This window comes from Desulfoluna butyratoxydans (assembly GCF_900699765.1).
GTDB classification, from domain to species: domain Bacteria; phylum Desulfobacterota; class Desulfobacteria; order Desulfobacterales; family Desulfolunaceae; genus Desulfoluna; species Desulfoluna butyratoxydans.
The window spans coordinates 71,094-83,999 of the sequence record NZ_CAADHO010000003.1 but is presented as its reverse complement, the minus strand read 5'-3'; the positions used below and the strand labels follow the sequence as shown (position 1 = coordinate 83,999).

8 protein-coding genes are annotated in these 12,906 nt (G+C 61.5%); 2 read left to right on the top strand and 6 right to left on the bottom strand.

Annotated elements, in window-relative coordinates; all coding sequences use genetic code 11:
* Positions 1 to 361: 361 nt before the first annotated feature.
* From MSL71_RS09335 to MSL71_RS09315, 5 genes are all read right to left on the bottom strand, one after another.
* Entirely contained in the window at positions 362 to 2,101 is a 1,740-nt protein-coding gene (locus MSL71_RS09335) for an Ig-like domain-containing domain (RefSeq protein ID WP_180139284.1), read from the bottom strand.
* A complete protein-coding gene (lnt, locus tag MSL71_RS09330; protein ID WP_180139281.1) occupies positions 2,101 to 3,522 on the bottom strand; it encodes an apolipoprotein N-acyltransferase in 1,422 nt (473 codons plus the stop codon). The genes MSL71_RS09335 and lnt overlap by 1 nt, the downstream gene beginning before the upstream one ends.
* The gene (locus MSL71_RS09325) at positions 3,522 to 4,625 is read right to left on the bottom strand and encodes a dimethylarginine dimethylaminohydrolase family protein (protein ID WP_180139278.1); all 1,104 of its coding nucleotides are present in this window, start codon (positions 4,623 to 4,625) and stop codon (positions 3,522 to 3,524) included. The genes lnt and MSL71_RS09325 overlap by 1 nt, the downstream gene beginning before the upstream one ends.
* A gap of 114 nt (positions 4,626 to 4,739) precedes the next feature.
* Positions 4,740 to 5,372, bottom strand: a complete 633-nt coding sequence (locus tag MSL71_RS09320) for a hypothetical protein (protein ID WP_180139275.1) — start codon at positions 5,370 to 5,372, stop codon at positions 4,740 to 4,742.
* Between the two features lie 223 nt (positions 5,373 to 5,595).
* Entirely contained in the window at positions 5,596 to 8,664 is a 3,069-nt protein-coding gene (locus tag MSL71_RS09315; protein WP_180139272.1) for an AfsR/SARP family transcriptional regulator, read from the bottom strand.
* A gap of 383 nt (positions 8,665 to 9,047) precedes the next feature.
* Between MSL71_RS09315 and MSL71_RS09310 the strand changes: the two genes are divergently transcribed.
* Entirely contained in the window at positions 9,048 to 9,599 is a 552-nt protein-coding gene (locus tag MSL71_RS09310) for a hypothetical protein (RefSeq protein WP_180139269.1), read from the top strand.
* 1 nt (position 9,600) lies between these two features.
* Here MSL71_RS09310 and MSL71_RS09305 read toward each other — a convergent pair whose 3' ends face one another.
* Positions 9,601 to 10,932: a sigma-54 interaction domain-containing protein gene (locus tag MSL71_RS09305; protein ID WP_180139266.1), complete on the bottom strand. Its 1,332-nt coding sequence runs from the start codon at positions 10,930 to 10,932 to the stop codon at positions 9,601 to 9,603.
* Between the two features lie 265 nt (positions 10,933 to 11,197).
* Here MSL71_RS09305 and MSL71_RS09300 point away from each other — a divergent pair, with 265 nt between their 5' ends.
* Positions 11,198 to 12,784 carry a tetrathionate reductase family octaheme c-type cytochrome gene (locus tag MSL71_RS09300; RefSeq protein ID WP_343052645.1) on the top strand — a complete coding sequence of 529 codons (1,587 nt, stop codon included), beginning with the start codon at positions 11,198 to 11,200 and terminating at the stop codon, positions 12,782 to 12,784.
* The last annotated feature ends 122 nt before the right edge of the window (positions 12,785 to 12,906 follow it).

Genomic DNA, 12,906 nt, shown 5'->3' with positions numbered 1-12,906 from the left:
AAAACACCAGGGGATAAATCCCCTGGACCCCAGGTTCGCAAATGCTCCGGGGCTCGTTCCTCGCCCTGCGCATTTGCTGACGGGCTTCGCCCGTGTTGACTACCGAAGGCAAGGGGCAATACCTTTGTGTATATGGTACCGTTCGTTCCCAGGCTCTGCCTGGGAATGTTGCCCGGAGGCTCTGCCTCCACGATTGACATCGCTTCGCCCTGGAAGTTTTCGCTAACAAACAGGACGTACCATTCGTGTTAGCCACGGGCGCAGCCCGTCAGCACATGTGACGTCCCTGAGGAACGAAGGGACGGAGCATGTGCGCCCCCGGGTTCCAAGGGCTCAGCCCTTGGCCGCCGGAGGCTTGCCCCTACCGCCATCCCGCGCTTCGCACAAAGCACGGCCCTCCCTGGTCGGTGCCCCCCACGGGGTCCGTATCCGGCGATGGGCTTGCCTTGGGAACGGCCACGGCAAGGGGGTCGTCGATGGTCCCGTTGACCTCGCCGTCGGCATCCCCCGCCCCCCCATCTGTGAGGGTCACGTAGAGGGTTTTGCCTTCCATGCGGCATCGTTCCGTGATCTCCACGTATCCCGCCTCCGTCACCTTGTAGACCCGAGTCCCCTCGGGAAGGATTGAAGGCATCCCCACGGGCAGTTCCACGCTCTCTCCACCCCCAACAGACTGCAACTGGTATCCAAGGACTCCGTCGGGAAATTCGGCATCACGGGGTTTTCCCGTTGTCCCCAAAGAGGGGTCGAATTCCGAGAGGGTCCTCACGTCGGCAAGTGTCACCCCAGGTTTCAGCACCGAGGCATCCAGGGTAAAATGGCCCGTGTTGGTGACGGTCGCCACCGTGGCACGGGAGCTGTCCCCGGGAAATTTTTCCAGGGAATCGGGCACCCCGTCGCTGTCCTCGTCTGCACCCGGATTTGCCGTGGTAAAGTGCCGCACAAATGTCTCGTACAGGCTGTTTCCCGCCCGGTCACGGACCGAGGTGGAGATGGTAAGGGTCAAAAGGGTATCGGCGGGCAGATCCGATTCGGGGATCACCACCAGGGTTCGAGAGGCCTCCACATAGACATGGCGAAAAGGCGGCTTGACGCCTCCGGCTGTGGTGAGGTTCAAGGATACAGGCGTCAGGCTCTCCGAGTCCATGGGCTCGCTGAAGGTCACCATGGGGGTGATGTTGAGGGAAACGCTGTCGTCGTTTTCTCCGATGTTGCACCCTGTCACCCGGGGCTCCTCCGTATCGGGGGAGGACAACGTGGTAAAGCGCACCTGCTCGCCGTAGGCCGTGCCCCCGGTGTTCACGGCAAAGGCCCGCACATAATAGGTAGTGCCCGGGGACAACCCTGTCATGGCATGCCCGAACACTCCGGTGGAGCCGGTCTTGCCTCCGTCGGTTCTGGAGCAGGAGGTATCCGGGTCCTGGGAGTCGGACCAGCACACCCCGTAGCTCACGGGGTATCGCAGCCCAAGGTCCGTCAGGTTTCCCCGGCCCGTGGCTGAGGTGGCGGCGATTTCCAAGGGAGAGAGGGTGGAGACTGTTGCTGCACGGGGGTGTTTGTAAACAAGCCCCACCCGGGTGGGGTACCCGTCGGGCAGCTGAAAGGTATAGGTTCCCTCAGAAATACCCTGCCCTTCCTTGACTTTGAGGCAAAGCTCAATCTCCTGAAATGTATTGTTTGGTGGCGCCATGATCAGACAGGGAGACTCCACGGCAACCCCACCCGGATGATAACTGAACTCGCTCCAGGAATCTCTTGCCAACCGCCTCTGCGCCGGTTCCCCGTCCGTCAAAAACCGCGAGTCCCCATAACAAAAAAAGTCAGAATACAGAGTAAAAAAGTCACTGCCTGCGCCCTTCACCTTCAACTCGCCGCAGTCGAAACCATGGATATTATCAAACCTCAACCGGATGATCTCATCGCTTCCCACAAGGGTCGCGGGCTGACGGGCCTCTTTCGTGGCCCAGGAGGCGGTCTCTTCGGTGCCGTCGTCATTGCGCCAGCGCCAATTCGTGGGGGAATTTATACGCGCGGAGGCATCCGCAGCAAAAAGCAGGACGCATAAAAACAATGCCATCAAGCAATGGGTGCGTTTTTTCATCAAGTATCTCCATGGTTCACGATTTTTTTGACGGTGCAATAGCTAACAAACGGCTCTTTGGACTCCCGCCTCTGCACAATGATGCCGGAGGCGGAAATATGGCCGGACACCCCGAGGTTGTTGTTGACCACCAGGTCTTTGCGGTTCCGTATTGCCAGGAGCCGATTGAAGTAAAAATGGTGACGGATCAGGGGCGTGCCTGTGAACCAGTTGTTGTTGGCCAGGACCACCAGGAAATCGTAGGGGCTGCGGGCAAAGGAGGCTGCCACCCGGTTGGTGCTGCTCTCGTTGCAGATGAGCACCCCGATGCGGGCACGGCCTGCCGCAAGGATCCCCCGATTTGCCTCGGCAGGCTCTTCAAAGGGAGAGGCCTCAAAAAACGGAAGTTTCATCCCTGAAGCAGGCATTTCGATGCCCTTCAGAAGATTCTGTTTGTCGTAGCGCCCCATCACCTGCCCCTTGCCGGTAAAAAGGTAAGCCGAATTAAAGGTGTGCCCCATAGCAGCGGTGGTCATGCCGATAAGATGCAGGGTGTCGGCTGAGGTGTTTGTGGCCTTCAGAATGGCCAGGATGAGGTCATCATCCGGCCTGTAGGCCCAGGGCACGACGCCCTCGTTCCAGATGGTCAGGCACTGCCCCTTCCCTTTAATGGATGCGGCCAACCCCAGAAGGCGTTGCGCATATTCATCCACCCGCTCCCGGGTCCACCGCAGCGTAAAGGAGGAGTTGTCATTGGCAAGGGCCACACGGAACCCGTCCATACGAAGCCCTTCCACCTGACGAACCGCCAGGGCCCCACCCCCGTGAAGCAGGGCAAGGAGCACCACAAACAAAACCGCCCAGGCAGCAGAGCGCCTTTTCATCGCCCGGGCACACACCAGATTGAGCACCAGCACGGCAAAAGAGAGCAAAAAAATACCTCCCACGGCCGCCAGCTGACTGACATAGAGGTTGGTGGCCTGGGAAAACCCCACGGGGTACTGAAACCAGGGGAACCCCTCCAGAAGGTGGTACATCCCCATCTCCGCAAGGGTGGCTGCCGGGGGCCAGAAAAGGAGCTGAACACCAACGGGTTTCCTTCGCACCGGGACAAAGAGCATCAGGAGAATTACCGCCTTTGCAGCCATGATCCCCACGGCCACGCCGTGGCAGAGAAGGGCCACGCACCACCTGTCGCCTGTGTACCTTAGCGCGGCCCCAGCCACCCAGAACGACATGACCAGCCCGTAGGCCAGGCCTGCCCAGCACACCTGTGCCACGGGCTTTTTTGCATTCCGCACCGCAAGGAGAAAGGGAACCAGGCACACCCAGGCCAGCCAGGAGACCAGGGCTGTGGTGGCCACCCCCAAAAGCGCCCCGGAAAAAACCGAAAACCCGACCCCGTATCTATCGACCCCACTGTTTTCGCGGCATCCCTTCATCAGACACTCTCCCGCACCAGGGCCTGGTGCCAGCACCTGAGGGACCCGCCGAAAAAAGTGACGGCATCAAAGGGGACCTCCATCACCTCCTGACCTGCGGCCCGCAGCCTGTCGGCAACGCGCGGCACCCCCGCGGTTAGGATCAAAGCTTTCTCATCCAGGATCAGGCCATTGCAGGCAAAGCCTTCCAACGCCTCGGCCGCCGATACGTCGATGGTCTCCCATCTGCGCAGGCACTGGGGGAGACCGTCGGGAAAGGCCTCGGGATAGGCCACGGCCAGGCCTTCTTTCGGTGTGGAGAGACAGCAATCCAGGTGCAGCACATGGGGACTGAGCCTCACCCCATGGACGCGGTGGCCCGCCCCCAGGAACCCGGCCAGCCAGCGAACGCCCTCGGGGTTGCTGGCATGGCCGGAAAGCCCCACCAGGATGTCCCGGCCCAGCACAAGGACGTCCCCCCCTTCGAGGACAGCTCCACATCCCCATGGATCAGCCCCCTTTCCGTACACCGGCGGCGGCACCAGAGGCGGCATGGAAACCCGGGCCATTTTGGCTTGTGCAAACCGCCGGTCCAATGCCCGCCGAATCCCGAACCGCTCCCGCCGTCGAAAGGGGAAAAAGAGTTCCGTTTCGATGAACCTGTCCCCCACCACCAAAAGCGGATCCCGGGGATAGAGTTGAGACCCGCAGGCGGGAAATGCCGAATCCATATATGCCAGCTCAACCCGGGTCATTTCCGGGGCCCTGTGAACGGTGACGCCCCGGTCCGTCAGCACCTTCATCACCGCCGTCATCTGGCTCTCCAGCCGTCGGAAAAACACGGGATCGGCCTCGGCCAGGGTTTTCCCTGCATGGGCGTCGAAAAACGCCAGCCAGCTCCGGGGAAACCATCGGCGCACTTCCGGGGACAGGTTCTCAGGGATCAGCACGTACGGCGAGCCCACAACGGCCTCTTTGAGGGTTCCCCACTCATGGGATACCCCGGGCCTTACCGAAGCGCGGCCGAGCCGGGCCATGGGTCCCATGCCGAAGCCTGCCAGCGAGAGAAAAGCCGTGGCCATGCCCTTGAGCAGTGTACGGCGGTTGATAGAAGGATCTTTCATCACAAAGCCATCCATGGGGTGAGGGAACTTAGAAAAGGCAAAACCGGGTTGGACGCGATACGGTGCATGGATGCAGCTGAAAGCCCCCAACCCGGCCCCCGCAGGTTTCCCACCTTAGCGACCGATCAAAAGGGTAAAACGCACGAAGGCCCCCAGCAGGTCCAGGTCTTCGGCCGTGGCTCCGGGAAGCAGGTCGGACCCTTCATGATGGGTATAGGAGAGACCGGCGCGGAGCCCCCAATAGTCACGGGTAAAGCCTGCGGCGACTTCCACCCCGGGTCCGGACCGGTAGTCCCGCGCAGGGCCGTCCAGGTCCGCGTCGATAAAGCGCCACAAAACGGCCGCCGATACCAGGGGACGGGCAAGGCCCAGCACAGGCACCTTTCGCCCTGCCCCGTGCCGGGCCGCGCCAAGGGCCAGGGTCAGTGCCCTGAAAGAGCCATCGTCCGGCCCCAGGGAGGGATCGAGTTCCCAGCGAAGCCAGTCGCATCGCACCCCGCCTTCCAGGGACCATGTCTCATTGACGTAAAACGAGCCCTGCACCATGGGGCTCAAGCTGTGGCGAACACTCAGGTCATAGGCCTCGCTCCCGTACGTTGAGGTGGCTTCGGCCCCATACCCGGCAATGTCCACACCGAGTTCCAGGGTCCATGGGGATGCGCTGCCTGATGAAAGGGAAGGGTCGCCCTGTGCCGCGGCATCAGGGGAAGGGGATTCGAGGGCATGCAACGGAGAGCTCAGGAACATACAGAGCAACCACACACACCAGAAGAGTCGATATCTTGGAGAATACATAACCTGCCTTTCGATGAGTCCTTCATTCAGCTTATTCTGCGAAATTCAGCTATTGACTGAGTGAACTAAACCACCAATCGGCAAAAGTATACGCCCCCTTGGGCACACACCTGTCAGGGACCTGTCGTTTCCTCCTAACCCATTAAAACAAAACAAAAACCGTCCGAAAAAGATCCTACCCCCAAAAACTCTCCATGACCGCCTCCTGCTCTTCGAAGCTGTGGCCTGCCCGGCGCAGGTCCTTTCGAAAACGATCCACCTGCTCCAGGGCCTGGTGGGGACGGTCTGCATCAAGGCAGAGATCATGGATGAGTCGATTAAGGGATGGGGAAAGGGGAAGGAAAGAGAGGGCGCAGCGGGCGACGTCAAGGGCCCGGTCCGTGCCATGGGTCTGGGCCAGCACCGGGCACCACGCCAGGGCAGCGCCACGGACCTCCCGGGCATCGGGGGCAAAAGGGGCGGGGTCTTTGAGAAGGGAAAAGGCACGGGTCAAAAGAACGGAGGCGGTCCAGGGGCGTTTCTGCTCCAAGATCAACCGCCCCTCTTCCAGCAGGTCATCGAGGCGGGCCGCCTCGCACCGGACATGGCGCAGCACAGCCGTGCCCGCGTCAATGGCCAGGTAAGCCCTGGGCGACGTCCCGTCCAGGGCCGTGGCCAGGGTCTGCCTCAGGCGCTTCATCAGGTTGTCCAGACGCCCCCTGAGCCCACCTGGCTCCTTGCCGGGCCAGATAAGATCAGCCAGGCGGTGGGCCGCCATGCAGGTGCCGGGCTCCCCAAGCAGGAGAGTAAGAAGACGGACCTGCTGGGCCGCTCGAACCGCCACCGATTTTCCCGAGGAGGGGCAAAAAACCTCAAGGCGCCCACCGGGGGCGGGTCGGATGTCCAGCACAGGCACGGCACTGCCGTCGTCCAGAAGATCCACGCCCAGCATTTGCCTGGCGGCCAGAAAGGCTCTCTGACGTTCGGTTCCCCCGGATACCGCAGCAGTGAGCATGGGGGTGAAAATGCGGGGTTCAAACCCGGAAAAGTTACGGCAATCCACGGTCTCCATGATGGAGAGCATGTCCGTGACAGCCCCCATGGCAGCGCTGCCCTCGCCATCGACCAGATGGCGCCTGGCCAGGTACCCCAGGCCTAGGGCCTGGATGGAGGCATCTTCATAGATGGTGTGGGTGGAGGTGTGGCGGGCCAAGTTGGATACCGCGTCGGCATCGGCCGGATCCAGGCTTCGGCTGCACCCCTGGATCATGGCGCAATGGCGAGCGTAGTAATGCCCGCAACCAAGGTCTCCCACCCGGCCGATCTCAGTCGAAAGGGCCCGGGCCTCATGGTGCCTGCCCAGGTGAGCCAGGCACAGGGCCTTCCAGCTCAGGGTCACGGCATGAAGATTGTCTTGCCCGCCGCTGGTCTCAAGCACCTCGTCGAATATGCCGAGGGCCTCTTTTGCCCGGCCTCGGCGCAACGCAGCCAGGGCGTCCCAGGTGCGGGTCATTTTCACCAGGTAGGGCGACGAAAGAAAAGGCGTAAAATGGGTCTTCACATACCGCCCGGCAAGAGAAAAATCATCGTCCCGGCCGCGGATACGCAAGATGTTCACAAGGCAAAAATGGACGGCAAACCGGCTCGACGGGCTCAAGCCCGCCATGCGCTCCGGCGCCACCCTGGCATCGAGTTCGGCAAGGGCACAGGGAACGTCGGTTCGCAGGATGGCGTTCAAACAGGGCACCAGGAGACTGAAAAGGTCCAGGTGATCTTCACCGCCTGCCCTAAGTTCCGGCTCCAGAAGGCGAAGCAGTCCGTGGGCCGCTGCCCCGTCCAGGGCATAGCAGGCCCCCAGCGTCAGGGCCGCCAGAATATGACGTCGGTGATGGGCTGCCAAATCGATGGTCTCAAGAAGGGCGCTTGCCCGCCGGATATCCGGTGCAAGCCTGCCGTAGGCCCCGCCATGCAGTACCTCATACTCCACCAGGCGCCCGATGGCATGGAGTTCCCCCTTCTCGTCTCCTGCCCCGCGCATGCCGTCAAGGCTCTGCTCCAGCCATTGCCGGGCAGAGACAGGGTCCTCGGTGAGCAGGATGATCCCCCGAAAAAGGTCCAGCCAGGGAAAATTGTTTGAAGACCAGGGCGAAAGTGCATCCAGAAGAGAGGCAACCAGGGCAAACCGGCCCCGTCCAAGAAGCGCCAGGCCGTGGGCACTCAGCTCCCCGGCAAGCTTCTGGTGGCAGCCTTCGCGGCTCAGGCAGAGCAGCCCCTCCTCCACAAGGCCCCGTTCAATGCATCCGGCACCCAGCACCTCGGCCCACCGACGACAAAACGCCTGGGTCAGGCTCGATTTCCGCGCTGCAAAGGCCTCCCGAAGCAAATGATGCAGGATGACCCACTCCCCCTCCTTGTCTTTCTGGATCCTCACAAAACACGCCCTGGCCGCAAGGGAGGAGAGCAGCTCGCCCTCGACGCGCCAGGGACCGTCGTCCGTGAGGATCCCCGCAGGAATGCGCTCAAGGCCCGCCAGAAGGGCCATCCTGGGAGACGCCTCGGTCCAGAGAAGGTCCATGGCCCCGAGAATCCGGCTGCCGGAGAGCTCAGGGAGATGTCGGGTCAACGGCCTGCTGCTCAGCCGTCCGTGCTCCAGAATCAACCGCACCCCTCCGGGCCACCCTTCGGTGAGGGCATGGATGTCCCGAATGGCGTGGGCCGCAGCAGGGTCTCCCCCGGCAGCCTGCACCACCTGGGCGGTTTCGTCCAGGCTCAGGGCCAGAAGGTCGTTGTCGATGAAAAGGGTGTCCCCCAAAGGAGCCAGAACGACATGATCCGGGTACTCACGGGTAAGGATCACCATGTGCAACGGGCTGTGGGCAAGGAGCTGCTGCAGGCAGGTGCGGTTTGCCGGGTTGTCCATGACCAGGTGGTAGTCATCCACAATCAGCAGGCCCGGCCCCAGGTCGGGGGCTGCTTTTACAAGCCGCGCAAGGGCCTGCTCCGAGCGATTCTCCGGTGAACCGCCCTCGGGCAGGGAAGGCAACCCCAGGCTGTGGCTCAGACGGTCCGTAAAGACCGACGGGTCGCTCTCAGACGGCGTGCAGGCATGCCAGAAGGACGGGGCAGAATCCATGAACTGCCGTGCCAGCGTGGTCTTGCCCTGACCGGCACGGGCCACCATGACCAGCAGGCGAAAATCACCGGAAAAGAGCATCCGGCAATGGGAGAGAGCGTCGTGACGAATGACCGGACCTGAATGGCTCATGGGTACGTCCTGAGAAGAAATGATGAATGCAACGATTCAGTTGCCTCCGGCAGGACCGCCTGAGGCAATGATGAGCTGAGTCATTACCCAAAAAGCTTACTTTAGCCGGATCCCTTTCCTCTGCGCAAGCCGGAAAACCCGTCCTTTCCTTCGCCCTTCGCCTTTTCCCCTTAGCCCTCAACCTTTTTGCCTTTAGCCTTTCCCCGTTAGCCTTTCCCCTTTAGCCCTTCGCCTTTTTGCCTTTAGCCCTTCCCCCTTAGCCCTTTCCCCCTTGACCTCTCCCCCCTCATCCGCAAAAATAGACATTCACATGCCCACCCACGGGCAGCAAACCGTACCCAACCCATCTCCGTGACATAGAAAACGAAAAAGGACACGACATTATGAAACGCACCTGCATATGCCTGTTCCTGACAGCCGCCCTTGCCGTGGTCTCCGCAGCCTGGGCCACACCGTCCTCCTGCCCCAACAAAACGGCCGACCCGTCCACCCCATGCCCCCGCACCACCTGCACGGCAACACAGGAAGCCTGCCTGCCCCAGCACCGCACATGCGTCGCCCAGATGAAAAAACGGCCCCCCTGCGGCCGCACCTCGCCCAAGGTGATGGTCAAAGAAGAGGATGGCTGGAAGCTGGTGGTTCACATCCTTCAGCCGGGCAGCCGAAGCCAGGGCTACCACGGGCTCCTTTACAAGGATGGTGAACGCATGGAAGGGAAAAGAGGAGACGCCCTTAAGACCCCCTGGGGCACCTACACCTGGCAGGGGTCCATGGACGAGCGCGCCAACCTCTGGGACAGCACCGGCTGGGTGAGCAAAGACGCAAACCCCTTTGCCGAAAGCGCCGTCACCACCCCCAAAGAGCAGACAAGCATGGAGGAGCTGGACAGGCAAATTGAGGAAGAAATGAAAGGGACGCAGGGATCAGACCTTTAATTCAAAGCCCCATTTTTTTCATCCATTTCCACAAGGTGACCCTGCTCACCCCCAGGAGCCTTGCGGCTTCGGTTTTCACGCCCCCCGCCCGAAAAAGGGCGGCCTCCACGTCAGCCCGGGTCACGGCCCGCCGTCCCCCCTGAAAGGGGACGGCTTCCCCGGCAGCCCCTACATGGACGGGCAGGTGCTCCACCTCCACGCGCCCGTTTCGGCTCAGGACCATGGCATACTCCATGGCGTTGCGCAGCTCCCGGACGTTCCCCGGCCAACCATAGGCGTCAAGGACGGCTGCGGCTTCCGGAGAGATGCCGGTCATGGGCTTTCCGTCCCGCAGGGCAAACCGCGTAAGAAACCGGTTGGCCAGGATCAGCACGTCGCCGTCGCGCTCCCGCAGCGGCGGGCAGATAACGGGAATGACGTTGATTCGGAAATAGAGGTCTTCCCGGAAATCCCCCCTTTCAACAAGGGCCCCCAGGTCCCTGTGGGTGGCGGTGATAACCCGCACATCCACCGGTACCGGGGTGTGGTCCCCCACCTTTTCGATCACCTTCTCCTCAAGGACCCTCAGCAGCTTCACCTGAATCGGGGCGGGCATGTCCCCGATCTCATCCAGGAACAGGGTGCCCCCGTGGGCCGCCTCAAAGCGACCGACCCGGTCCCGGGAGGCACCGGTAAAGGCCCCCTTCACATGGCCGAAGAGCTCACTCTCCAGAAGGTTTTCATTCAAGGCTGCACAGTTCACCTTGATAAAGGGTGCCCCCGCCCCCATGCTGCCCGTATGGATGGCCTGGGCAACCAGCTCCTTGCCCGTGCCGCTCTCGCCCTGAATCAGCACCGGGGCCGTGGAGGTGACCACGCTGTCGATAAAGGCCAGGAGCCGTCGGATCGCTGCGGACTCCCCTTCGATGCCGTGGTGCTCCCGGCTGGCCACCACCTCCCGTGCCAGATCGTCCACCCGGTTCTCCAGGGCCACGAGTTTTCTCATGTCCGTAAGGATCTCCACGGCCCCGATGACCTGCCCGTCACCGTCCTCCATCACCCGGGCCCGCTTCAACACCGGGATGGTCTCACCGCTCCGGCACTTGATGGTGCACCGCACCACCTTCTCCCCTCCTGAGGCAAAAAGGCTGCAGTGGGGATGTTCCCCGCCCTTTTCAAACCGCTTGCAGCCCGAGCAGTTCAGCATACGGCACGGGCCCCCTTTCAGCTCCTGCCGGGAAAACCCCGTGAGCTCCTCGGCAGCCCGGTTGGCATCGAGAATCCGCCCCTTGCTGTTCACAACCAGAACACCGTCGGCAAGGGTGTCGAAAATATGGGAAATCACGTGTTCCATTGGTCACCTCACGGGCGGAGTTAACGTAAATTAACATTCGTTGCCATACTCACGTTAATTTATTAACACAGCCCAAACACACCTGCAATATGAAGCTGCCATTTCCATACGTTACACATGCAGCCATCTGGCACACCCTTTGCTCTTAACCATGAATGCAACTATTCAGTTGCCTCCGGCGGCCCTGCCGGAGGCAGGGCTGTTTATTCACACATCGAAGGGAGACGTTATGGGAGGGAACATGATGGGAAGGCTGGGGCTGGTCATGGCGTGCCTGGCCTGCTTCGGGCTTGAATCTGCCCGGGCGGACGAAGCACCGGGACGCGCCATGGCAAGGCAGGCCACGGCAGACACCACACCGTGGATCACCACGAGCCATGCCGACCATGACATCTTGAAGCAGAATTTCACCTCGGGAAGCGAGGTGACCAAAGCCTGTCTCACCTGCCACAACGAGGCGGGCAGCCAGGTGATGCAAACCATCCACTGGACCTGGCGGGACCCCGACAGCCCTGAAGAGGAGAAAATCGGCAAGGCAGGCCTGACCTTGAACAACTTCTGCATCAGCATCCACGGCAACGAGCCCCGATGCACCTCATGTCACGCGGGATATGGCTGGAAAGACAAAAGCTTTGATTTCACCGACGAGACGAAGATCGACTGCCTCGTCTGCCATGAGCAGACAGGCACCTACAAAAAGTTTCCCACCATGGCGGGCCTGCCCGTGGACAAACCCAAAAAATTCGGGAAAAAGACCTTCACCCCGCCGGAGTGGAACACCGTGGCCCAGAGCGTGGCACGCCCCACGCGAAAAAACTGCGGCACCTGCCACTTCTTCGGCGGCGGTGGGGACGGGGTCAAGCACGGCGACTTGGACTCCTCCCTCTTCATGCCGGACAACGCCCTGGATGTGCACATGGATGCCAAGGGGAAAAACTTCGACTGCGTGCGCTGCCACACCACCGTGGCCCATGACATCGCAGGCCGCTCCTACCGCACCCCGGCCTTTGAGACCCGCACAAGCCTCGTGGAAGACGACCTCACCCAAAAGATATCCTGTGAGTCCTGCCACACGGCAACCCCTCACCAAAAGGGCTCCAAGCCCAACGACCACACCGACAAGGTGGCCTGCCAGACCTGCCACATCCCCACCTTTGCCCGGGAAAAACCCACCAAGATGTGGTGGGACTGGTCAAAGGCCGGCGTCAAAAAAGAGGGAAAACCTTACGTGGAAAACGGCCCCTACGGCAAGCCCGTCTACATGACCAAGAAAGGGGACATGCGCTGGGAGAAACAGGTCAAACCCGAGTACTTCTGGTTCAACGGCAGCATCGAGACCCTCACGGCCCGGGACACCGTGGACCCGTCAAAAGAGATCGCCGTCAACCGCCCCCTGGGTGACCGAACGGATCCCAACGCCCGCATCTTCCCCTTCAAGGTCCACCGAGCCAGACAGCCCATGGATGCCCAGGCGAAAAACCTCGTCATCCCCCACCTCTTCGGGAAAAAGGGGAGTGACGCCTACTGGAAAACCTACGACTGGAACCGGGCCGTGGCCAGCGGCATGGAACACGCCGGGCTTCCCTTCAGCGGGGAGCTCGCCTTTGCCGATACCAGCTACGTCTTCCCCATCACCCACATGGTGGCCCCCAAAAAGGAAACCGTGGCCTGCGCCGAATGCCACACCCGGGAAGGCGGCCGCATGGACGCGCCCAACCTGGCAGGTTTCTACATGCCGGGCCGCGACACCGGAGGCCCCCTGGAGGCCTCGGGCTGGGCCCTGGTCCTGGCATCCCTTGTCGGTGTCGTGATTCACGGGACGATTCGTGTACTGGCACGGCGAAAAGGGTAAAAACGTGCCCCCGGCGGAGAGGGACTGCCCCCCTCTTCCCCGGATTGCGCTTGTTTTCTTCGCTTCGTACCTCAGAATAAAACAAACGCCTTAAGCCCGTTCCCTGAATCGGCTCCGTCACA

Bases quoted from the DNA above. Each gene is read 5' to 3' on its own strand.
- MSL71_RS09335 (WP_180139284.1), bottom strand. From the start codon at position 2,101: ATGAAAAAACGCACCCATTGCTTGATGGCATTGTTTTTATGCGTCCTG.
- lnt (WP_180139281.1), bottom strand. From the start codon at position 3,522: ATGAAGGGATGCCGCGAAAACAGTGGGGTCGATAGATACGGGGTCGGG.
- MSL71_RS09325 (WP_180139278.1), bottom strand. From the start codon at position 4,625: ATGAAAGATCCTTCTATCAACCGCCGTACACTGCTCAAGGGCATGGCC.
- MSL71_RS09320 (WP_180139275.1), bottom strand. From the start codon at position 5,372: ATGTTCCTGAGCTCTCCGTTGCATGCCCTCGAATCCCCTTCCCCTGAT.
- MSL71_RS09315 (WP_180139272.1), bottom strand. From the start codon at position 8,664: ATGAGCCATTCAGGTCCGGTCATTCGTCACGACGCTCTCTCCCATTGC.
- MSL71_RS09310 (WP_180139269.1), top strand. From the start codon at position 9,048: ATGAAACGCACCTGCATATGCCTGTTCCTGACAGCCGCCCTTGCCGTG.
- MSL71_RS09305 (WP_180139266.1), bottom strand. From the start codon at position 10,932: ATGGAACACGTGATTTCCCATATTTTCGACACCCTTGCCGACGGTGTT.
- MSL71_RS09300 (WP_343052645.1), top strand. From the start codon at position 11,198: ATGGCGTGCCTGGCCTGCTTCGGGCTTGAATCTGCCCGGGCGGACGAA.